Source organism: Bradyrhizobium sp. 76, from assembly GCF_023073025.1.
Classification (GTDB): Bacteria; Pseudomonadota; Alphaproteobacteria; order Rhizobiales; family Xanthobacteraceae; genus Bradyrhizobium.
This window is the reverse complement of sequence record NZ_JADPIS010000103.1, coordinates 289,903-310,885: the sequence shown is the minus strand read 5'-3', so window position 1 is coordinate 310,885 and position 20,983 is coordinate 289,903. Positions and strand designations below refer to the sequence as shown.

General features: G+C 64.7%; 18 protein-coding genes. 6 read left to right on the top strand and 12 right to left on the bottom strand.

Annotation, left to right across the window (positions count from 1 at the left end):
* Window positions 1-155: 155 nt before the first annotated feature.
* The 6 genes from IVB48_RS27780 to rpsT form a co-directional block, all read right to left on the bottom strand.
* A complete protein-coding gene (locus tag IVB48_RS27780) occupies window positions 156-2,324 on the bottom strand; it encodes a hypothetical protein (protein WP_247404890.1) in 2,169 nt (722 codons plus the stop codon).
* A 125-nt stretch (window positions 2,325-2,449) separates the two neighbouring features.
* On the bottom strand, window positions 2,450-3,187 hold the full coding sequence (locus IVB48_RS27775) for a hypothetical protein (RefSeq protein ID WP_247404887.1): 738 nt from the start codon (window positions 3,185-3,187) through the stop codon (window positions 2,450-2,452).
* A 118-nt stretch (window positions 3,188-3,305) separates the two neighbouring features.
* Window positions 3,306-4,442, bottom strand: a complete 1,137-nt coding sequence (gene recF, locus IVB48_RS27770) for a DNA replication/repair protein RecF (RefSeq protein WP_247405457.1) — start codon at window positions 4,440-4,442, stop codon at window positions 3,306-3,308.
* 109 nt (window positions 4,443-4,551) lie between these two features.
* Window positions 4,552-5,670 carry a DNA polymerase III subunit beta gene (gene dnaN, locus IVB48_RS27765; protein ID WP_007598262.1) on the bottom strand — a complete coding sequence of 373 codons (1,119 nt, stop codon included), beginning with the start codon at window positions 5,668-5,670 and terminating at the stop codon, window positions 4,552-4,554.
* A 281-nt stretch (window positions 5,671-5,951) separates the two neighbouring features.
* Window positions 5,952-7,364 carry a chromosomal replication initiator protein DnaA gene (gene dnaA / locus IVB48_RS27760; protein ID WP_026233035.1) on the bottom strand — a complete coding sequence of 471 codons (1,413 nt, stop codon included), beginning with the start codon at window positions 7,362-7,364 and terminating at the stop codon, window positions 5,952-5,954.
* A gap of 1,264 nt (window positions 7,365-8,628) precedes the next feature.
* On the bottom strand, window positions 8,629-8,895 hold the full coding sequence (gene rpsT, locus IVB48_RS27755) for a 30S ribosomal protein S20 (protein WP_007598259.1): 267 nt from the start codon (window positions 8,893-8,895) through the stop codon (window positions 8,629-8,631).
* A 439-nt stretch (window positions 8,896-9,334) separates the two neighbouring features.
* On the opposite strand from rpsT, the gene IVB48_RS27750 reads away from it, so the two are divergent.
* The 3 genes from IVB48_RS27750 (at window position 9,335) to IVB48_RS27740 (ending at window position 11,487) form a co-directional block, all read left to right on the top strand.
* Window positions 9,335-9,652, top strand: a complete 318-nt coding sequence (locus tag IVB48_RS27750; protein ID WP_007616084.1) for a hypothetical protein — start codon at window positions 9,335-9,337, stop codon at window positions 9,650-9,652.
* Between the two features lie 163 nt (window positions 9,653-9,815).
* Window positions 9,816-10,472 carry a peptide-methionine (S)-S-oxide reductase MsrA gene (msrA, locus tag IVB48_RS27745; RefSeq protein WP_247404884.1) on the top strand — a complete coding sequence of 219 codons (657 nt, stop codon included), beginning with the start codon at window positions 9,816-9,818 and terminating at the stop codon, window positions 10,470-10,472.
* A gap of 271 nt (window positions 10,473-10,743) precedes the next feature.
* Window positions 10,744-11,487 (top strand): polysaccharide biosynthesis/export family protein, encoded by a 744-nt coding sequence (locus tag IVB48_RS27740; RefSeq protein WP_027566096.1) that lies wholly within the window; start codon window positions 10,744-10,746, stop codon window positions 11,485-11,487.
* A gap of 24 nt (window positions 11,488-11,511) precedes the next feature.
* Here the strand turns inward: IVB48_RS27740 and IVB48_RS27735 are convergent, their stop codons facing one another.
* From IVB48_RS27735 to IVB48_RS27720, 4 genes are all read right to left on the bottom strand, one after another.
* Window positions 11,512-11,994, bottom strand: coding sequence for a hypothetical protein (locus tag IVB48_RS27735; RefSeq protein ID WP_247405454.1), 483 nt, complete (start codon window positions 11,992-11,994; stop codon window positions 11,512-11,514).
* 140 nt (window positions 11,995-12,134) lie between these two features.
* Window positions 12,135-12,809: a dienelactone hydrolase family protein gene (locus IVB48_RS27730; RefSeq protein WP_247404881.1), complete on the bottom strand. Its 675-nt coding sequence runs from the start codon at window positions 12,807-12,809 to the stop codon at window positions 12,135-12,137.
* A gap of 159 nt (window positions 12,810-12,968) precedes the next feature.
* Entirely contained in the window at window positions 12,969-13,304 is a 336-nt protein-coding gene (locus IVB48_RS27725) for a hypothetical protein (protein ID WP_247285157.1), read from the bottom strand.
* A 24-nt stretch (window positions 13,305-13,328) separates the two neighbouring features.
* On the bottom strand, window positions 13,329-14,093 hold the full coding sequence (locus IVB48_RS27720; protein ID WP_247404880.1) for an alpha/beta fold hydrolase: 765 nt from the start codon (window positions 14,091-14,093) through the stop codon (window positions 13,329-13,331).
* A gap of 306 nt (window positions 14,094-14,399) precedes the next feature.
* On the opposite strand from IVB48_RS27720, the gene IVB48_RS27715 reads away from it, so the two are divergent.
* From IVB48_RS27715 to IVB48_RS27705, 3 genes are all read left to right on the top strand, one after another.
* Window positions 14,400-14,891 carry a (2Fe-2S)-binding protein gene (locus IVB48_RS27715; protein ID WP_007616069.1) on the top strand — a complete coding sequence of 164 codons (492 nt, stop codon included), beginning with the start codon at window positions 14,400-14,402 and terminating at the stop codon, window positions 14,889-14,891.
* Entirely contained in the window at window positions 14,888-17,170 is a 2,283-nt protein-coding gene (locus IVB48_RS27710; RefSeq protein WP_247404877.1) for a molybdopterin cofactor-binding domain-containing protein, read from the top strand. The genes IVB48_RS27715 and IVB48_RS27710 overlap by 4 nt, the downstream gene beginning before the upstream one ends.
* A 264-nt stretch (window positions 17,171-17,434) precedes the next feature.
* On the top strand, window positions 17,435-18,529 hold the full coding sequence (locus IVB48_RS27705; protein WP_027566090.1) for an HD domain-containing phosphohydrolase: 1,095 nt from the start codon (window positions 17,435-17,437) through the stop codon (window positions 18,527-18,529).
* 180 nt (window positions 18,530-18,709) lie between these two features.
* On the opposite strand, the gene IVB48_RS27700 is transcribed toward IVB48_RS27705, so the two are convergent.
* Both IVB48_RS27700 and IVB48_RS27695 read right to left on the bottom strand, forming a co-directional pair.
* Entirely contained in the window at window positions 18,710-20,290 is a 1,581-nt protein-coding gene (locus tag IVB48_RS27700; RefSeq protein ID WP_247404874.1) for an ATP-dependent acyl-CoA ligase, read from the bottom strand.
* Between the two features lie 181 nt (window positions 20,291-20,471).
* Window positions 20,472-20,891, bottom strand: coding sequence for a VOC family protein (locus IVB48_RS27695; protein ID WP_204513070.1), 420 nt, complete (start codon window positions 20,889-20,891; stop codon window positions 20,472-20,474).
* Between the last annotated feature and the right edge of the window lie 92 nt (window positions 20,892-20,983).

Sequence of the window (20,983 nt, the reverse complement as noted above, 5' to 3'; positions counted from 1 at the left end):
ATTTTTCGGCCGATTTTCAAGGCCTTCGAAGGCCGATTCGGCGGCTTGGAAAAAGCGCGATTCGAGACGCGGTTTCGGGCTCTGGAAGGCGTGGATTTTTCGGGGAGGAGAGGCGTTCCGAGGCGCGTGGAACGCCCCCGGAACGGCCTTGCAGCTCAATACATCTGAAGCGGCAGCACGTCTCCGCTTGGCCCCACCAGGAGGCCCCAGGCATCGCCGGCGGCCACGGTGAGGGTCTCGGTGCGAGCTGGGCGTCCCGGCAGACGCAGCGCGTACTGGTACTTGCCGGGCGGCAGATCGAGCATCGGGCCTTTCGGCGATTGCGGACCGCCGGCGCCGGCCGCGATCTTCACGGTTTGATTGTTGATCGTCAGCGATGCTTCCTTCGGTCCCATATTGCCGAGCATCAGCCTCGCCTGTCCCGCCTTCGGCATGATGTCGGCCTTGGCCGCGGCCTGCGGATTCCGCTGCATCAGGCTGACCGTGGTCTCGTCCCTGGCGCGGCCAAGCTTCAGCACGGCCGGTCCCTCCGGCGAGGTAAACGCGAGCTCCGCGCGCTCGGCCGTGACGATCGCGCCGTCGGCCTTCTCCTGCCAGCCCCGCTTGGTCAGCTCCGCGCGATAGAACGCGAGGACCTCGCCAAGCTCGGCGGGGATGCTCGCTTCGAGCTCGGTCCGGAACGACTGGTCGCTGCCGGGAAATTTCGTGGAGCTGATGCCGGTCGAGCTGTGCTGCGTCGGCACGGGCAGGGCGACATCGGGATCGAGCGTGAGTGGCTCCTTCGATTTGGCCTGGACCGCCTTGGCTTGGTTCGATTTGGCCTCGACGGGCTTCGCCGCGACGATAACAAGACCGGAGCCGTTGGCGCTAACGTTTACCTTCGGCCCCATCTGCATCACTGTCATCGAGATCGACTTGCCGCTCTTGGAGAATTCCATCACCGCCATGTTGGGCTGGTTGATGACGGAAGGTTGCTCCTTCCAGCCCGCTGGCTTGAGCGATGCGCGATAGAACGCGGCAAGCGCCTTCACGGTCGATGACGAGGAGAATTCGAGCCTGCCGTCGTCGCCCTCGAATTTCACGCCTTCGGCGTTTTCGGGCAGCGGCACCGGCGTCTTGCTGTCGGCCAGCGCATTCAGCGGCGCGTCGGACAACGCGGCCGCCTGCACCTTGCGCCTTGCTTCGTCGGCAGTGATGAGCTGCTTGGCCGCACCTAACGCATCCCCAAGGAACTTCTCGTCCGCCTCTTTCTTCGCCTTGGCACGGGCGGCAAGCGCGGAGTCCTTCACCTGCGCGGTCAGGCTGACCATGGTGAAATCATATTTGCGGCCAAGCCGCAGCACGCCGGTTTCCTCCGCCGAAGAGATCTTGATCGCGACCTCGTCACCGGGTGCGAGCGGCGCGCTGCCGTCCTCCTGCCAGCCGCGCGCGGCGAGCTCGCGGTGATAGAAGGCGAGCACGGCCGGCAACTCGGCCATCGCGGCGGCCGACATTTCGCGCTTGTTGTCGCTCGCGCCGCCGAGGCCCCTGGCCGTTTTGGTCGGGCTCGGCCGTGGCAGGCCGGCCAGATCACTATCGGCCTTGAGCTCGCTGGGCAGCGCAAAGGGTGCGACCCGGATATCGACATGGGTGCGGCCGTCGTCGCGGCGCGTCAGTGTCAGCATCACCGGCTTCTGCTGATAGAAGCCGGTCTCCTTGCTATCGGCGTGCGCGTAGAACGCGCGCAGGCCGTTGGGAACGGTTTCGTCCAGGCTGGTCGCCCAGCGCGCGGCGGTTTCCGGCGTGAGCTTCTGCCAGCCGATCGCAGCCATCTGGCTGGCATAGAAATCCGACGTCGCATCGAGCGTCGTCGGTGCGACGCAGCCGAGATAGGGCCTCGTCCCGTCGAACACGATGTCGCTTGCACCTTCCGGAAACGGCACGTTGCCGTAGATCCGGTCGGTCGTGTAGTAAACCACGGACTGGTCGGGCCGGCCGGGCGCCTGCGTGAAATGAACCGAAAGGCCCTGTCGTCCCTTCCTGAACTTCAGCAGGCTGCTTTTCTCCTCAAGCGGCATCACATAGGGCACCCAGCCGTTGTCGCTCAGGAGCTTTTGGACCGCGGGCAGTGTCACCGCCTGCCGCGTCGGTACGCGATATTCGACGCGATAGGGATCGGGGCGCGAAATGTCTTCCACCGCACCTTCGAGCTGCGGCAGCGCGTGGACGTCGACGACACCCTCATCGGCGCCGGCCGCGATCGAGCAGCTCGCCATCAGGAAGAGACCGCATGCAAGCAGCCGCCATCGTGCCGGGATTTGCATCCCGCGCGGGATCATCGCCATCGTTACGTCTCCAGGATGCCGCGCGGCGCTTTGGCGCGCGCGATTGCAACGGCTGCAACGCCGTCGGCGGGCCTCAGACGAGAAGTCGCGGCAGGAACCGGGCAGGTTCAAAGATCCCGAACTGGTCAATACAGCTGGAGCGGCGACCATGCCTCGCCGTCGCGCCCGACGGTGAGCTCCCAGGCGTCGCCGGCTGCGACAGTGAGGATGTGGGTGTAGGCTGGACGGCCGGGTACGCTCAGTTCGTAGGGATATTTGCCGGGCGCCAGATCCAGCGATACGGCGTTGGCGCCGCCGGCGCGCTTGATGATCCGCGCGTCGATCCCGAGCACGGCTTCCGTCTCGCCGATATTGCTGAACACCAGCTTCGCGTGGCCCCGTTCGGGCATGACGTTCGCCCGGGTTGCAGTATCCGAGTTCTTCTGCACGAGATGAACCAAGGTGCTGCTGTCCTTGCGGCCGAGCTCCAGCATGGCCGGCCCGAGCGGAGAGACGAACGCGAGCCGGACGTGATCGGCGGAAACGACGGCGCCATCATGCTGCTCCTGCCAGCCGAGCTTTCCGAACTCCCTGCGATAGAAAGCGAGAACGTCGCTGAGCTCGGCGGGCACGGTGGCTTCGAGCTTGACGCGAAGCGGCGCTTCGACGCCCCGCATCAGTGTGGTGTGGATTCCCCTAAAGCTGTAGCGGGTCGGTGCGGGTAGCTTGGCATCGGGATCGGGTATGAGATCGGCCGAAAATAGCGGCTGCGGCATCCAAGCGCCGGCGCTTGCCGCGAGCATGCACGTCGCGAGCAAGACGAGGCCGCACGCAAACGCCTGCCATCGTGCCGGGACTCGCGCCCCGGACCTTGCCGCCCGCATCTCACTCTCCAGGGTTCGCGCGTGATGTCATTGCGCGATTGCAAATCGGCCGCGACGCCGTCGGCGCCGCCTCCGGCAACTAGTCGCGGCGGAAATGGGGCCGGTTCAACGGCTGCGACTACCGCCGAGCCGATACCTGTCCGCTTTCGACGTCAAAGATCTCGCCCCCGGCGCCGATCTCGGCGAAGGCGGCGGGGTCTGCGCCGGTCAGCCACACCTGCGCGCCGAGCTTGCGCAGCTCGTCGAACAGCGCGGCGCGCCTGCCAGGATCGAGATGCGCGACGACCTCGTCGAGCAGTAGCAGCGGCACGATGCCCGTCATCTCGGCGACCAGGCTCGCATGCGCCAGCACCAGCCCGATCAGCAACGCCTTCTGCTCGCCGGTCGAGGCATCGCGCGCCGGCATGCTTTTCGGCGCGTAGATCACCTGCAGATCGGTGAGATGCGGACCATCCGTGGTGCGACCCGCGATGGCGTCACGCGGACGGTTGTCGCGCAGGATCTGGCGGTAGCGATCCTCGACCGACGTCGCGGTCTCCGTCAGCAGCGCGTTCTCCATCCAGCCGTCGAGCGCGATCTGCGCCGAGGGGAAGGCGGAGGCTTGCGCGCGCGCGTTGAGCATGCCGATCAGCCGCGCCGCGGTCTGGCCGCGGGTTGCGGCGACCGCGACCGCAAGCTCTGCGGTCTCGCGCTCGATCGCGTCACACCAATGGTCGTCGTAATTGCGGGTCTCGAGCAGGCGGTTGCGCGAGCGCAGCGAACGTTCGAGCGCGGAGATGCGGCTGGAATGGTCGCTGTCGATGGCAAGCACCAGGCGGTCGAAGAAGCGCCGGCGCTCGGACGCCGCTCCCATGAACAGCCCGTCCATCGCCGGCGTCAGCCACACCATGCGGATGTGGTCGCCGAACGACGCCGCCGAATTAACCGGTTCGCGGTCGATGCGGCAGCGCCGGCTGACCGCGGCGTCTGCGCGCGGCGGATCGATGCCGGTGCCGAGCGTGGCAAGGCCCAGCGCGCCTTCGACCTGTGCCGACACCGCCCAGGAGCCGTCGCCCTGGTTGTCGGCGACGTCGTCCAGCGTCGCGCGCCGCAAGCCGCGTCCCGGCGACAGGAACGAGATTGCCTCGATGCAATTGGTCTTGCCCGCTCCGTTCGGCCCGACCAGCGCCACCATGTCAGCCTTCGCCTCGAGCCCCGCCGCCCGGTAATTACGAAAATGCGTCAGCGTCAGGCGATGAATGCGGGAGGGGGTCATGTTGTCTTTGTCATTGCCGGGCATCCACGTTTTGTCTCCAAAGACGTGGATGGCCGGGACAAGCCCGGCCATGACGGATGTAGTCGATGCGAAGGGGCGCCGGTAGCCCTCACACCCGCATCGGCATCAGCACGTAGAGCGCGCTCTTGTCGTCGCGGTCTTGCACGAGGGTCGGCGAGCCCGGGTCGGCGAGCCGGAGCGTTGCGACGTCGCCTTCGATCTGGGCGGCGATGTCGAGCAGATAGCGGGAGTTGAAGCCGATATCGAGCGCGTCGGAAGCGTATTCGACTTCGAGCTCTTCGGTCGCGCTGCCGGAATCCGGATTGGTCACCGACAGCACCAGCTTGCCCGGCGACAGCGAGAGTTTCACGGCGCGGCCGCGCTCGCTGGAAATCGTCGAGACGCGGTCGACCGCGTTCTCAAAATCCTTCTTGTCGACGACGAGCTCCTTGTCGTTGCCCTGCGGGATCACGCGGCCGTAATCGGGGAATGTGCCGTCGATCAGCTTCGAGGTCAGCACCACATTGCCGATGGTGAAGCGGATCTTGGCCTGCGACAGCTCGATCGTGACCTCGGCCTCGTTGTCCTCGATCAGGCGCTGCACCTCGCCGACCGTCTTGCGCGGCACGATCACGCCGGGCATGCCCTCGGCGCCCTTGGGCTGGACCAGGTCGAGCTGGGCGAGGCGGTGGCCGTCGGTGGCGACGCCGCGCAGGGTGGCGGCTTTGGCCGAGCCCGCGGCATGCAGATAGATGCCGTTGAGATAATAGCGGGTCTCCTCGGTGGAGATCGCGAACTGGGTGCGGTCGATCAGCCGCTTGACGTCCTTGGCGGCGAGGCTGAACGAATGCGACATGTCGCCGGCCGCGAGATCCGGAAAATCATTCTCCGGCAAGGTCTGCAGCGTGAAGCGGGAGCGGCCGGCGCGGATCGCCAGCACGGCGCGGTCGCCGTCGGCTTCGAGCACGATCTGCGAACCGTCCGGCAGCTTGCGCACGATGTCGTAGAACATGTGCGCCGGCACGGTGGTGGAGCCCGCGGTCGCGGTTTCCGCCGCGAGCGTTTCCGTGACCTCGAGATCGAGGTCGGTCGCCTTCAGCGACAATTTCGCGTTCTCGGCCCTAACAAGCACGTTGCCGAGGATCGGAATCGTGTTGCGGCGCTCGACCACGCGATGGACGTGGCCCAGCGACTTCAGGAGTTGCGCGCGTTCGACCGTAACCTTCATTGCACTACTCGCCCGATCCCCAAGGAAACACAAATCTGGAAAAGCCGGGCGGCGGGACGCGCGCCACGGCACCGAAATCCCCGGAAGGCCGGGTCATCCAGCCGATATGACCAAAGCCGTCAGGGTCGCGCAAGGTGGCGCGTAAAGTCATCCGTTTCAAGGGATTGCGCGACAGTTCCCCACGATTTACCGGCAAAGACGGGGCCGGCGCCCAGCTGGACCAAGACCGCCGCCCCAGGCATGGCCGGGGCGGCGCGAGGAAAGGGGAAAGACCTAGGCGTTTATTCCTGAAGCTGGCGCTTGAGCGATTCGACCTCGTCCGACAGCGCCGTGTCCTTGGAAACCAGGGCCTCGATCTTGCGAACGGCGTGCAGCACCGTGGTGTGATCGCGCCCGCCGAAGCGGCGGCCGATCTCCGGCAGCGATCGCAGGGTCAGCGTCTTGGCGAGATACATCGCCACCTGGCGCGGACGGACCACGTTGGCGGTCCGGCGCGAGGACAGGAGGTCGGAGCGGCTGACATTATATTGCCGCGCCACCACGCGCTGGATGTCCTCGATCTTGATCCGCTTCGGTTCCTGCGGCCGGATCAGGTCGCGCACCTCGTGCTCCGCCATCTCCAGCGTCACCGGCCGGTTGTTGAGCTTCGAATGCGCGAGCAGGCGGTTGATCGCGCCTTCGAGATCCCGGCCGTTATGGGTGATGGCGCGGGCCAGATAGGTCAGCACCTCCTCCGGCACCTCGAAGGTCGCATGATGGGCGCGGGCTGCGGCGACGCGCGACTTGAGAATGCCGTGTCGCAGCTCCTCGCCGAGCGAGGCCATCTCGACCACGAGGCCGCCGGCCAGCCGCGAGCGCACGCGGTCGTCGAGGCTTTCGAGATCGGACGGCGGACGGTCGGCCGCGATCACGACCTGGCGGCCGGCATCGATCAGCGCGTTCAGCGTGTGACAGAACTCGGCCTGGGTCGACTTGCCCTGCAGGAACTGGAGATCGTCGATCACGAGCACGTCGATGCCGCGCAACGCTTCCTTGAAGGCGAGCGCCGTCTGCGTCTTCAGCGCGGCGACGAAGCCGTACATGAATTTCTCGGCGGTGAGATAAAGCACCTTGCGCTCGTTGCCGGAATTGCCGGCCCAGGTCACCGCCTGCAAGAGATGGGTCTTGCCGAGGCCGACCCCCGCATGGATGTAGAGCGGATTGAACATGACGGGATCGCCGCGACGACCCTCGGCGACCTGACGCGCAGCCGCATGCGCCAGCGTGTTGGAACGGCCGACGACGAAGCTTGCGAAGGTCAGGCGCGGATCGAGCGGCGAACCGCCGAGCGCATCATGATTGGCCGAGACCGGCGCGGTCGCGGTCGAGCGCAGCTCCGGCGCAGGCGAGCGGCGCGTTTCGACCGGCGCGGGCGCTTCCTTCTGCTGCACCACGGGGCGCACGGCCGAGCGCACGGTGAGATCGATGCGATGCACTTCCGGCATCTCGGCCTGCCAGCACGACAGCACGCGCTCGGCATAATGGGCCTGGATCCAGCTCTTCAGGAAGCGGGTCGGCACCGACAGACGCACGCTCTCGTCCTGGACGCCTTCCAGATCCATGCGCGCAAACCAGCTCGTATAGACGTCTTCGCCAACGTTCGAGCGGAGCCGACTCTTCACGCGTGACCAGCGATCCTGTTCCGGGGTTGTCATCATTTGAGAACTTTTCTTGAGAGATAAGGTTGCGTGGTGAGCGCCATGCAGAGTTCCTGCCAGCAATACCTGCCCAGGATTATTTGCAATGGCGGGACCTCAAGCGATTTCACCTGCAGGCATGGCTCGACCGCTCGGCGGAAACGCCGCGTCCGATCAGCAATGTCTAGAGATGGAGGGGTCGCGAGGTCAGCGCGTACTCGGCGCTCCGTGACACGCGGGAGGCTTGGTGTCCGACGAATCTAAAACGGCATCGCTGGAAGTCGAAATGCTGGAAGTCGAAATGTGTTTCAATACCGCGTTGAGTTCGTAAGACATGATACCTCCCCGTCCTGCCGTGATTGCTCGCGACAAGGTCCTGCGTGTCCAAACGACACCCGCTTCGTCATCGGATGCCTGCCCGTGTACTAGTCCGCTCGGCCTCGCCATCATGCCTGTCGGGGCAGCTTTCAAGATGTCTCTTAAGCGCGAGAGAAAGATCCCGCTTGGAGACATTCAGACAAAGAGCTACCGTTCCCACATTGCTGTGGGTTTTGATCCGACAATCGCTTGTTGAAGCGCCGCCTACGTGCACATCGCCGCCGATTTGCACGCTCGCCCCGTTTCCGATACCGCGCTGGTCTCAAGATCGTGGGCGCCGCTGACGTCTTAAGGAATACACTATGCGGAAAGACTCGCAACGGAATTGATTCACACTTGAGGCATCAAAAATCTTGATCTGCGTTAACGCCACGCGGACTTGTGCACAGGCTTCAGAGCAAGTTTTTGGATTCGTGCACAGAATCGAAGACGCCACGTTTCATGTGACAATTCTCCGCCACCGCCAAAAATTTTTTACAAAAGCGTCACGCGCGCGACGCGCGGACGAGTTTTCCAAATGCTTGGCCTCACTATGTCGATAAGTGGTTAGCGAGCCATCGCTTTTTGAGTCTCGTTTCACAGGGTAACTCCACCGGTCAATTCGATCCGGGGAATCTACGGTGTGCAAAACTCAAGGCGCCGCGAATTCAAGTTGTGCCCGCTTTGCAACGACTTTTTGCACCGCGGTGGAAGTTTCCGCTGTTGCAAAATCATTCGCAGGTAGAACTACGGGACATCATGGTGCAAACGCCGCAATCCTCCGATCGAAGGTCGCTCGGCGCGTGACTGCTTGCGTGGATATGGCAGGCAACAAAAAAGCCCGGCGTGATGCCGGGCTGTTTGACGTATGCGATGTGCGACCGGATCGTCCGATCGAACGAATGCTGCTAGATCACTCGCGAGCTTACTTGGCGAGCTTGGCGATCTGCGCGGTGAGCCGCGAGACTTTGCGGCTGGCATTGTTCTTATGAATGATGTTTCGCTGCGCGGCGCGCATCAAGGCGGGCTCGGCGTTCGCCAGCGCCGTCACGGCTGCGGCGCGGTCGCCGGTCTTGATCGCTTCTTCGACGTTACGCACGGCACCGCGCATCTGGGTGCGGCGCGACTTGTTGACGGCGGTGCGGCGGGCGATCTTGCGCGTCGCTTTCTTGGCGGAAGTGGTATTGGCCATAGTCTCAATGTCCTTTGCGGGTACCGGTCGCGTCTTGGTCGGGTAGCGCCGGCTTGCTTGACCGCGTAATCGACGCTCGGAATTAGGGTGTTCGGTTGCTAGGCTGTTCCTGGAACAAGAGCGACGGCCTTGCGGCTGTCTCTGAGGCCCAAAGAGCCTCTCAGCTCAAGGAGCCTCTAAGCCCCAAAGAGCCTCTAAGCCCAAAAGAGCCTGCAACTGCTCAAAGAACAGCGGCGGCAGGATTGCGCCCGCCGCCAGTTGGCGCCCTTATAGAGAGGGTCTTTGGCACCGTCAACGCTTTCCCGGGCTGGACAACCAGCCTCTTGGGGTGGGGATGAATGCCGTAACGCCCTGAAGAGGTTGAATTTCTGCCGTCTCCCTTGTATTGGCTGGCGGCGTTCCGAGGGTCGTCCGATCGGACGACTATAGAGGGTGAGGCATGATCCGCGGCTTTTTCCGACTGATTGGGCTGCTGCTGCTCGCCGGCGGGTTCATCTTCATGGTCTACGACGGCGCCCGCTGGGTCGCCGACCAGACCCTTCGGTTCACCCGCTTCGGCCAGTTCTGGAACGACATCAATCAGGCCAGCCAGACGGCATTCCGGACCTGGGTCGAGGCCAAGGCGCCCTGGCTCTGGACCTCGGTGATCCGCCTGGTGCTGGATCAGCCGGTTTTCGCCGTCCTCGGCATTCTCGGCATCCTCCTGATGATCCTGTTCCGCCCGCGCAAGCCGCTGATCGGCTATTCCCGGGATTGAGCTTTCAATTCGCGCGCCTCGAACCGGCGTGCGGACGGCGTAACAGGGCTGCCCCTTTGCGCGTAAAGACCTATATTCCCAACTGATCGCGAGCACGCCGCCTGAGCGCTTGGCTCATCGCCTTGGCCCAGGCGAGGCACAGCTCGTTCCCGGAGATCCGTCCATGCTGTTCATGCGCAAGACCACCGCATTGCCGAGCGCCACGGAAGCGCTGCCCGGCCGTGCGCAAGCCATTCCGACCGCGACCACCCATTTCGTCAACGGCACGAAGTTGCAGCCGCCTTATCCCGCCGGCCTCGAGCAGGCGGTGTTCGGGCTCGGCTGCTTCTGGGGCGCCGAGCGCAAGTTCTGGGAGCTAGGCGAGGGCGTTTACACAACTGCCGTCGGCTATGCCGGCGGCCACACGCCGAACCCGACTTATGAAGAGACCTGCTCGGGCCGCACCGGTCACACCGAAGTGGTGCTGGTCGTGTTCGATCCGAACAAGGTGTCGTACGAGAAGCTGTTGAAGACGTTCTGGGAGAGCCACAACCCAACGCAGGGCATGCGTCAGGGCAACGACGTCGGCACGCAATATCGAAGCGCGATCTACACCTATTCAGACACGCAGAAGAAAGCGGCCGATCAATCGAAGGCGCTCTATCAGAAGGCGCTTGCTGCAAAAGGTCTCGGCACCATCACCACCGAGATCGCATCCGCCGGCGAATTCTACTTTGCCGAGGACTATCATCAGCAATATCTGGCCAAGAATCCCGCCGGTTATTGCGGACTGGGCGGCACCGGCGTGTCCTGCCCGATCGGCGTCGGCGTGAGCGCGTAAGTCAGCCGCGAAGGTGGTGCACCTCTCCCGCTTGCGGGAGAGGTCGACGCGTCCCGGGCGATGCGAAGCATCGTCCCGCGCGCCGGGTGAGGGTTCTATCCTCTGGGGGATTGTCCCGTCGTGGATACACCCTCTCCCCAACCCTCTCCCGCAAGCGGGAGAGGGAGCGCACTGCGCCCGTAGCCGCATCGTCGCGCCACCCGGCCCTCAACGCTTTATTAACCATAACCGGTGCATCACTGGATCTGTCTCGTTTCGAGGGATAAGTCCGGTGCCGGTTGCACGCGCGTTTCGATTGTCGATCTCGGCAGCGTCCCTGGCAGCGTCCGCCGCGCTGACCCTTGGCGGCTGCATGCAAACCGCTGGTCCCGTCGCCTATGTGCAGCCGCGCGCCGATCTCGATTCGATGGCCTATGGCCAGCCGTACAACGCGCCGCAGCCGGTCGTCGTCGGCAGTGGCGGCGGTGCCATTGCAGCACTCAGCAATTCCTTTGCCTCGCCTGCGCCCATGCCGGTTGGTTATGCCGCACCGATGGCGGCGCCGGTCCGGTACGATTCCTCCTACCATCTCGACGCCGGCGACAGGCTGCGCGTCGTGGTCTATGGCCAGGAAGGTCTCACCAACAGCTACGCGATCGACGCCGGCGGCTCCATCACGATGCCGCTGATCGGCGGCGTGCCGGCACGCGGCCGTACCCCGGCGGGCCTTGCCGGCGAGATCGCCGCGCGGCTGCGCAACGGCTACATCCGCGAACCTTCGGTTGCCGTCGAGATCGAGGCCTATCGCCCGTTCTTCATTCTCGGCGAAGTCTCCGCGCCCGGCCAGTATCCGTATGTGCCGAACATGACGGTCGAAAGCGCCGTCGCGATTGCCGGCGGCTTCTCGCCCCGCGCCAAGCGCGACGTGGTCACCGTCACACACACTGAAGCCGGCGGCGCCATGCGCGCCGTGGTGCCGCTTGGCACCCCCTTGAGCCCCGGCGACACCGTGTTCGTCGGCGAGCGCTGGTTCTAGAGCGCTTTCGAGCGAAGCTCTAGCTCACCGCCTGAAATCCAGCCGCCCGTTCGGAAAACATCCGTCGATCCTGGTGGCGTCGACCACCAGCCCAACCCATGGCCGTGTAATCACCGGATTGGTTAGGTTGATATATTTCCCGACCAGGTGATCCCCGCCGTCGCGCGCCGCATCGATCAGCCCGTGCCGGCGGCCATGGTCCCAGTCGAAGCGCAGGAAGATGCGCTCGCCTGTGACCCGCACCTCAGCGCGTCCTTCTTTCCAGTCTTGCGGCGTATCGCCGGCGATGGTCGGATCTGCGCCGCCATTCCAGCGGCTGGCCCAGATGCCGTCGAGCGGGTCTGACTGTGCCGCGATTTTTGCCCACGCCGCCGCGTTGACGTCGGCGGCGTCGCCGCCAAGCGTGGCGATTGCGGCATAATCCATGACGTCGCGATCATCAGGCGCGGGCACGTCCATGGTGCCGAACGGATTGCGGATGACGATGTTCGTATTGGCTTGCTGCATCACGATCTCCCGGCGTGGGTTGGCTTGATCAGCCAGCTCTATCGCCGTGCGGCAGGATGCAGCCACCCGATTCCTGCTCTCTTCATCATTCCGGGCGTGCGCCCGTCGGCGCATCGCGGAATGACAGAGAGCCGCGCGCGCTACGATTTCAAATGCTTGGCGAAAAATTCCATGCTGCGCGGCCAGGCGATGTCGGCGCTGGCCTTGTCGTAACTCGCCCGCTCGTCGCAGTGAAAGCCGTGCTGCGCGCCCGGATAGACGAAGACCTCGACGTCCGGCCGCTTCGTCTTGATGGTCTCGACGTCGGTCAGGGGAATGCCGGCATCCTTCTCGCCAAAATGCAGCTGCGTCGGCACTTTGGGTGTCTCGTCGGCAAAGCGCACGACGGCGCCGCCGTAATAGCCGATCGCGGCCTTCAGGCCCGACAGCCGTGTCGCCGCGACGAAGGCGACGCTGCCGCCCAAGCAAAAGCCGATGATGCCGACCGGGCCGATGCTCTTCACCGCATCGATCGCCGCCTGGGTGTCGCGCAGCATCGCGTCCCAATCCGGACTGGCGACGAACTTGCGCGCCTCCGCGATCTCATCGGGCGTGTAGCCGGACTGGAAGCCCGGCGAGGTCCGGTCGAAGATCGACGGGGCGATCGCGACATAGCCTTCCCCGGCGAGGCGATCGCAGACCGAGCGGATGTGATGGTTGACCCCGAAAATTTCCTGGATCACCACCACCGCGCCCTTCGCCGTGCCCGCGGGGTCAGCGCGATAGGCACTGAGCTGGAAATTGTCGGAGGCCGTCAGCTTGATGTCTTGTCCCACGCGGGTTGTCCTTGTTGGTTGTCACGAATTCACTCTTTCTCCTCATCCTGAGGAGCGCGCTCTTGCGCGCGTCTCGAAGGATGAAAGGCCGAGATGCGAGAGGCGGGCCTGCATGGTTCGAGACGGCGCTTCGCGCCTCCTCACCATGAGGAGAACCACCTATTCCCACATCCAGTTCTCGCCGTAATCCTCCTTCCATCCTGCCAACCGGCCATGACGGAACTGCAGGAAAAGGCGGTGACGGTAGGGGATCAGTCCGCTGCCGCCGATGTTGCGAAGCGCGAGATAGATCTCGTTGCCGGGACGCCCGCGCACATATTGCAGCGGTTGCCCCAGCGCCCGCGCGGTCTGCCCGGCATCCATGCCGAAGGCGAGCGGCGTGTTGTTCGACAAGGTCGCGACGAAGGGCAGGCGGGGTGGTGTCCCGCCGAACTGCTCGGCTTGCGCGGATACCGACAGCAACACCGCGCCTGCAGCCAACATCGCTCGCTTCATTGCCTGTGTTCCCGTCCGATCGTCCTATTCCGGCAAGTTCTTCAGGAAAGGCAGCACCGCGTCAACAAAAGCCTGCGGCTGGTCGATGTTGACGGCATGTCCGGCGGCGGGGATCACGACCTTTTGCGCGCCGGGAATTTTCGCGGCCATGTAGTCCGACGCGGCGAGGAACGGCGTGTCGTCGGCACCGACCACGATCAGGCTGGGCACCTTGATCTCCGGCAGCAGCTCGATCACCTTCGCATCGCGCTGGGTCAGCATGCCGCGTGCGGCGAGCGCCAATCCCGTGGCATTGCGATGGCGCGCGGTGGCGCGCTCGCGCGTCGCCGCCTTCAGCACGTCGAGCCCTTCGCGGTCGAACTTGTCGGCAGTGGCGAGCGCCCGCGCATTCCAGGCCTCGCGTGCATCGTCCTTCTTGAAGCCCGGGCCGGTGTCGATGATCAGCAGCGCGCGGACGCGCTTTGGATGCGCGCGAGCAAAGGCAAGCGACATGTAGCCGCCGAGCGAGAGCCCGCCGATGATGGCGCGCTCAGTGCCGACCGCATCGAGGATCGCCGCGATGTCGCCGACCGTGAGCGCTTCGCTGTAGGCGGCGGGATCGTCGGGATAATCCGACTGGCCGTGACCGCGCATGTCCCACGGGATCAGCTTGTGATCCCTGGCAAGCGCCTCGACCTGCCCATGCCACATCGCCGAGGTCGATGAGTAGCCGTGGGTCAGCAGCAGCGGCGGCCCGTCGCCATGGACCTCGTAGTAGATTTTGACGCCGTCCCGATCGATCCCAGCCATTGCATGCCTCTTGTTATCTCGTTTCTTCACCCATCCTAACGCGCCAGGTTACTCGGGGGAAACCGCCTGAACGCGATGGCCTGCATGTTTGGCGTGCACTCTGTTGCGTCCAGTCGCTGCATCATCGCTGTTCTCGCAACGCACAAGATGCGCGCGCCGCGTTTGTTCGATCGATTCCAAATTGCATTTGCCTCCGCGCCTGAACGCGATCATTCTTGCGGCCAAGGCTGGCGCCGGCCCGGTGGGCGTCCGCCAAGACAAGTTGCCGCCGTAAGCGGCTTCATGCACCGGCAGGGGAAGACGCCTATGCCAACTCTCACCATCAACGGGCGGAGTCTGTCCGTGGATGCGGCGAACGACACGCCGCTCCTCTGGGCGATCCGCGAGCAATTGCAGATGACCGGCACCAAGTTCGGCTGCGGTGCCGGCCTGTGCGGGGCCTGCACCGTGCACGTCAACGGCGAAGCCGTGCGTTCGTGCCAGACCATGGTCGGCGATGTCGCCGGCAAGAAGATCACCACCATCGAAGGCCTCGCCGCCAAGGGCGACCATCCCTTGCAGAAGGCATGGATCGCCGAGCAGGTGCCGCAATGCGGCTACTGCCAGTCCGGGCAGATCATGCAGGCGGCGTCGCTGCTGGCGAAAAATCCCAACCCGACCAAGGAAGAGGTCGTGGCACATATGGACGGCAATCTCTGCCGTTGCATGACCTATTCGCGGATCCAGAAGGCAATCATGCGCGCCGCAACCGAGATGCGCACCGCATCCGCCTCCGGCAACGAGCGGAGGCCCACATGAATAAGCACATCAAGAGCGTCACAGCCGAAACGACAGATCTCAGCCGCCGCTCCTTCCTTGTCGGCACCGCGGCAACCGGCCTCGTGCTCGGTTATGCCGGCGTGCCCGGCATCGGTGAGGCGCTCGCGGCGCCCCAGAACTTCGAGCCCAGTGTCTGGTACGCGATCGCGCCCGATGGTCTCGTCACCGTCACCTGCGGCAAGGCCGACATGGGCCAGCACATCGCCTCCACCATGGCGCAGATCGTGGCCGAAGAGCTGGGCGCCAAATGGAGCGACATGCGGGTTCAGCTCGCCTCCAATGATCCGAAGTTCAACGATCCCGTGCTCGGCGCGCAGATCACCGGCGGCAGCTGGTCGACCATGATGAACTTCGAGGCCATGAGCCGCGCCGGCGCCGCCGGACGGATGGCGTTGACGGAAGGCGCGGCCGCCGCGATGGGCGTGCCTGCGTCGGAACTGGTGGTGCGCGATTCCATGATCTCGCATCCGAAGTCGAAGAAGGCGATGTCGTTCGCCGATGTCGTCAAGAGCGGCAAGGCGACCAAGTCCTTCACGCCGGACGAGCTAAAGGCGATCAAGCTGAAGACGCCGGATCAATACACCATGATCGGCGTGTCGGTGCCGCAACTCGACATCCCCGCCAAGACCAATGGCACGGCCAAATACGGCATCGACGTGATGATTCCGGGCATGGCCTATGGCGCGGTGGTGACGCCGCCGGTGCGCTTCGGCGCCACGGTCAAGTCGGTCGACGATAGCGCCGCCAAGAAAGTGCCGGGCTTCATCAAGGCCGTCACCCTCGACGACAAGACCGGAACGACCTCGGGCTGGGTCGTCGCGGTCGCCAGCACCTATGCCAATGCCAAGAAGGCGGCGCAGGCGCTCAAGATCGCCTATGACGGCGGTCCGAACGCGAAAGTGTCGAGCCAGTCGCTGCTCGACGAGGCCATGCGGCTTCAGAAGCAGGAGGATTCCGGCCAGTTCTTCGTCAAGGACGGCGATCCCGCGGCGGCGTTCGGCACGGCGGCCAAGGTGCTGGAGGCGGAGTACACCACCAGCATCAATATCCATGCGCCGATGGAGCCAATGAACGCCACGGCGGAGTTCAAGGGTGAGATCCTGCACATCTATTCCGGCAACCAGTTCGCGACGCGCTCCGGTGCGATCGCGGCGGGAGCGGCCGGGATCGATCCGAAGTTCGTGGTCATGCACCAGATGTGGCTCGGCGGCGGCTTTGGCCGCAGGCTCGATGCCGATATGATGATTCCGGCGGTGCAGGCGGCGAAGGCCATCGGCAAGCCGGTAAAGGTGATCTACACGCGCGAGAACGACATGACGATGGATTTCTCGCGTCCGCTCACCTATCAAAAAGTAAAGGCGGGCGTGGACGGCGACGGCAAGCTCGTCGCGCTCAGCCACGACGTGGTTTCGGCTTGGCCGACCGCGCGCTGGGGAATCCCTGATTTCCTGACGCCGTCGGTGGACAAGAAGGGTCCGCTCGACTCTTTCACGGTGAACGGGGCCGACTTCTTCTACACCGTGCCCAACCATCATGTGCGCGCGATCAAGAACGAGATGGCGCACAACGCGACGCCGTCCGGCCAGCTCCGCTCGGTCGCGCCGGGTTGGACCTTCTGGGCGGTCGAGAGCATGATCGACGAGATCGCGGCGGCGGCGGGCAAGGACCCCGCACAGTTCCGCATCTCGCTGCTCGACGGCGCCGGCAAGAACGACGGCGGCGCGCAGCGGCTGCGCAACACGTTGCTCGCCGCGATGGGCCTTGCCGGCTACGGCAGCAGGAAGCTGCCGAAGGGTGAGGGCATGGGCGTAGCCTGCGTCTCGTCGCAGGAACGCGCGACCGCAAGCTGGACGGCCTGCGTTGCCCATGTCGCCGTCGCGCCGTCGGGCGAGGTCACCGTGAAGAAGCTCACGGTCGCCACCGACGTCGGCACGCAGGTGCATCCCGACAACATCCGTGCCCAGGTCGAGGGCGCGGCGCTGTGGGGCCTGTCGCTGGCGATGTATGAGAAGGCGACACTGAAGGACGGTGGCATCGAACAGACCAATTTCGACAGCTACACGCCCTTGCGCATGAGCCAGGTGCCCGAGGTCGCGATCGCCGTGATCGCCAATGGCGAAAAGGCCACCGGTGTCGGCGAACCCGCGGTGACAGTGATCGCACCCGCGATCGGCAACGCCATCTTCAACGCCTCGGGCGCTCGCGTCCGGGCCCTGCCGATCACCGCCGAAGCCGTGAAGAGCGCGATGAAGGCGTAAGGCTGGTTGCGATTGTGACCCGACATGATCCGCCGGGGGGCAGCCCCCGGCGGATTTGTCGTTAAAAAAGCTCTGCGTTTGCAAGCACATCCCTACTGTGCATGGGGTTGTTTTCGAGGTTTTGATTGGAACCGCTCGGAGAGGCGAACTCCGTAAAATTGTCCCTGATTTCGCAGGGTTCCATTGAGCACGCCTCTTAAGGGCCGGAGAACCTGATCCGGCTTAGGCTTTGGCCCGAAACACGCCCGTGCTCTTGGGGAAGCCATGAACGCCTCAGCCAAACCCGCCGCCAAACGCCGGCTTCTACTCGCCTCCGACCGGAGCGACGAGAGCACCGAGCTCGCCAGCATCCTCAAGGCGGTTGGCGACGTCGCGACAGTGACGACGCAGGAGATACCCGAGCAGCCCTCGCGCGATCTCTCCGGCCTCGTGGTCGACATCAATCTGCGCTCGCCCGAGAGCGTGCAGCGGGTGCGCAACAAGCTGCGCGGCGATGCCTATCGCGCGATGCCTCGTCTGTTCGTGCTTGCCGACGCCCTGCATCACGGCACCATGCAGGCCTGGGCCTTGGGCGCCACCGACACCATCTCGCGGCCGCTTCAGCCCGAGGACATCCTGCAGCGCATCCGTGCGGCGTTCCCCGACACCGCCGTCTACGACGCGACCGATCGCGGCAAGACGCTCAATCGCGGCGTCGAGGCCGCGCACGCGGTGCTGAAGAAGATGTTCGAGAAGCTGCCGCTTGGCGTGCCCCTGACCTTCGACGACGTCATCGCCGCCGAGAGCAAGATCCTGAAGGCGATCAAGCACTCCTCGCTGCGCGAGTGGCTCACCACGGTGGGCTGCCACCATGTCGGCAGCTACCGCCACTGCCTGTTCGTGACCGGATTTGCGGTCTCCTTCGCCCAGCATCTCGGCATGCGCGAGGACGACCAGCGCCGGCTGACCCGTGCCGCGCTGCTGCACGACGTCGGCAAGGCCTTCGTTCCCTCCGCGCTGCTCGACAAGCCCGGCAAGCTCACCGATGAGGAAATGGCCGAAGTCCGCCAGCACCCGCGCCGCGGCTATGACGCGCTCGCAGCCCAAGGCGGCTTCCCGCCGGAGATGCTGGACGTCGTGCTGCATCACCACGAATTCCTCGACGGCTCCGGCTATCCCAACAATCTCTCGTCGAACCAGATCAGTGATATCGTGCGGGTCACGACGATCGTCGACATCTACGCGGCACTCGTGGAGAAGCGCGCCTATCGCATGCCCTTCACCCACTCGCGCGCGTTTACGATGATGGAAGGCATGGGCGGCAAGCTTGACCAGCAGCTGTTGCAGGCCTTCCGCCCGGTGGCGCTGGGATCGTTCTGAAGTCGGTGTCGCGAATCTTGCGGCGCTAGCACAACACGCTCGGTGTCGTCCCGGCGAAGGCCGGGACCCGTAACCACAGGGAGTGGTTTGGCGACGACTCGTCGTTTGGTACAGGCACTGCCCGTCCTTGTTAGATCACGCGGTATGGGTCCCGGCCTTCGCCGGGACGACGATGTGCCCTCACCCCACCATCTTTCTCAGCTCCGCCTTCGCGACCTTCTCCAGCGTCGAGCGCGGCATGTCGTCGACGAAGCGGATCTCACGCGGCACCTTGAAGTCGGCGAGGCCGGCGCGGCAGGCGGCCATCACGGCCTCGTGCAGATCAGGCCGCGCACCGGCGACGCCACCCTGCGGGATGATGAAGACGACCGGCACCTCGTCCAGCATCGGATGCGTCTTCGCCACCACGGCGGCCTCGCGCACGCCGGGGACCAGTGCGACCACCTGCTCGATCTCGGACGCGGCGACGTTCTCGCCGCCGACCTTGAGCATGTCCTTGCTGCGGTCTGCGAAGCGGATGTAGCCGTTCTCCAGCCGCACCACGCGGTCACCGGTGAGAAAGAAGCCGTGCTCGTCGAAGCTCTCGCGCGTCGCCTTCTCGTTGTGCAGATATTCGGCGAACAGCGACAGGCCGACAATGCCCTTGATCGAGAGATTTCCGGTGCCGCCGATTTCGGTCGGCCGCCCGTCGTCGTCGGTGATGCGGATTTCATATTCCGGCGCGGCGCGGCCGATCGACATCGGGATGTTGGGCTGGTCGATGTCGCCGACGATGCCGTGGGTGATGGTCTCGGTCATGCCCCACCAGCCGATGATCTTGACGCCGAAGGCGGCGAAGGCCGGCGGCTCGTTGATCGCGGTGCCCCACAGACGGAATTTGTGATCGCGCGGGATGTCCTGCTCGAGCAGCGCCTTCATGCAGAACGGGATCGTCGAGGTCCAGGTCGAGCCGTGCTCGCGCGCAGCGCCCCAGAACCGGCTGGCGGAAAAGCGCGGCTGGATCACGCAGGTGGCACCGACCCATAGCGTCGCCAGCATCGAATAGGCCAGCGCGTTGGTGTGGAACAGCGGCAGATAGGCCTGATGCACGTCGCTTGCGTGCAGGTCTTCGTGCGCGGCGTTGATCTTGGCGCCCCACAGCGCGTTGGCGTGGGTCCACAGCACCGCCTTGGGGCGCGATGTCGTGCCCGAGGTGTATTGCACGCTGCACGGCGCGCGCGGATCGATCGCGCGCCTGGGACGGTCGGCGCTGTCGGCGAACAGCTCCTCAAAGCTGTCGCCGCGTGAGACCGGGTTCGCGGGCGCCGCGCCCGAATCGTGCGAGGTCACCGCCATCCATCGGATGTTGCGGCAATTCTGCGCGACGATCTCGGCATAGGCCGGCTGCGTGATCGCGGCAACCGCGCCGCAATGATCGGCAAAATAGTCGAGCTCGGCCGGTGCCGAGCGCGTGTTGGTGGTCACCGCGATGGCGCCGAGTTCGACACAGGCAAACCAGGCCAGCAGCGCCTCGATGCAATTGTCGAGATGAATGAGCACATATTCGCCCGGCTTCACGCCGCGCTTGGCCAGTCCCGCCGCGAGCGCGCCGACCCGCTCGTGAAACTCGCCATAGCTCCAGCGCCGCGCGGGCGCGTCGAACGGCGCCCAGATCAGGAACGGATGTGAGCTGCGCACCTCAGCCCGCATCTTCAGCAGCCAGGGCACGTCGAGCCCGTCGAACGGGCCCACGATTCCGGCGGCGGCTTGCGAATTCGGCATATGTCCTCCCGTGCAGCCTGCATCTTGCTGGCGGCCGCGTTTTGATTATTGCGTCTTCCTGCTCTCTCCGCCGTCATTGCGAGCGGAGCGAAGCAATCCAGAATCCCCCCGCGGGGGCAGTCTGGATTGCTTCGTCGCAAGGGCTCCTCGCAATGACGGTGTGGGGGCAGGCGGCTTGGCCTTACCGGCCGCCGTCCTCATACGACGAAATCTCGATCAGGCTGCCATCCGGATCCCTGCAATAGACCGAGCGCAGGGTGCCGCGGGCGCCCTGCTTGGGAACCGGGCCCTCTTCGATCGCGACGCCATGTGCCTTCAAATGCGCCACCACCTCGTCGGGGCTGGCGGAGGTGAGGAAGCACAGATCCTCGCTGCCGGCGGTCTGGTGGTCTGCGGTGAACCACTCCACCTTGTCGGCATCGCGCGGCCGGACGTTGATCTTCTGGTTACCGAATTGCAACGAAGTCCGCGGCGCTTTGCCGCCGCCGGGGTCGAACACCTTGACTTCCATGCCGAGAATCTTGCCGTACCACTCGGCGGTCACTGCGACGTCCGCGACGTTGATCACGAGATGATCGAGGGCTTCGACCTTGACCGCCATGCCTTATCCTTTCGTCGTGATGCGCCCCGTGCACTTTCCGCCTGCGGCAAGCTTTGTTACAACCGCGCCGACGCCATTTTCAAGCGATCTGG

Coding starts and splice junctions, on each gene's coding strand:
- IVB48_RS27710 (WP_247404877.1), top strand. CDS start 14,888: ATGAATAAGCACATCAAGAGCGTCACAGCCGAAACGACAGATCTCAGC.
- IVB48_RS27735 (WP_247405454.1), bottom strand. CDS start 11,994: ATGCAGCAAGCCAATACGAACATCGTCATCCGCAATCCGTTCGGCACC.
- IVB48_RS27720 (WP_247404880.1), bottom strand. CDS start 14,093: ATGGCTGGGATCGATCGGGACGGCGTCAAAATCTACTACGAGGTCCAT.
- IVB48_RS27695 (WP_204513070.1), bottom strand. CDS start 20,891: ATGGCGGTCAAGGTCGAAGCCCTCGATCATCTCGTGATCAACGTCGCG.
- rpsT (WP_007598259.1), bottom strand. CDS start 8,895: ATGGCCAATACCACTTCCGCCAAGAAAGCGACGCGCAAGATCGCCCGC.
- msrA (WP_247404884.1), top strand. CDS start 9,816: ATGCTGTTCATGCGCAAGACCACCGCATTGCCGAGCGCCACGGAAGCG.
- IVB48_RS27750 (WP_007616084.1), top strand. CDS start 9,335: ATGATCCGCGGCTTTTTCCGACTGATTGGGCTGCTGCTGCTCGCCGGC.
- recF (WP_247405457.1), bottom strand. CDS start 4,442: ATGACCCCCTCCCGCATTCATCGCCTGACGCTGACGCATTTTCGTAAT.
- IVB48_RS27715 (WP_007616069.1), top strand. CDS start 14,400: ATGCCAACTCTCACCATCAACGGGCGGAGTCTGTCCGTGGATGCGGCG.
- IVB48_RS27780 (WP_247404890.1), bottom strand. CDS start 2,324: ATGGCGATGATCCCGCGCGGGATGCAAATCCCGGCACGATGGCGGCTG.
- IVB48_RS27725 (WP_247285157.1), bottom strand. CDS start 13,304: ATGAAGCGAGCGATGTTGGCTGCAGGCGCGGTGTTGCTGTCGGTATCC.
- IVB48_RS27775 (WP_247404887.1), bottom strand. CDS start 3,187: ATGCGGGCGGCAAGGTCCGGGGCGCGAGTCCCGGCACGATGGCAGGCG.
- dnaN (WP_007598262.1), bottom strand. CDS start 5,670: ATGAAGGTTACGGTCGAACGCGCGCAACTCCTGAAGTCGCTGGGCCAC.
- dnaA (WP_026233035.1), bottom strand. CDS start 7,364: ATGACAACCCCGGAACAGGATCGCTGGTCACGCGTGAAGAGTCGGCTC.
- IVB48_RS27700 (WP_247404874.1), bottom strand. CDS start 20,290: ATGCCGAATTCGCAAGCCGCCGCCGGAATCGTGGGCCCGTTCGACGGG.
- IVB48_RS27705 (WP_027566090.1), top strand. CDS start 17,435: ATGAACGCCTCAGCCAAACCCGCCGCCAAACGCCGGCTTCTACTCGCC.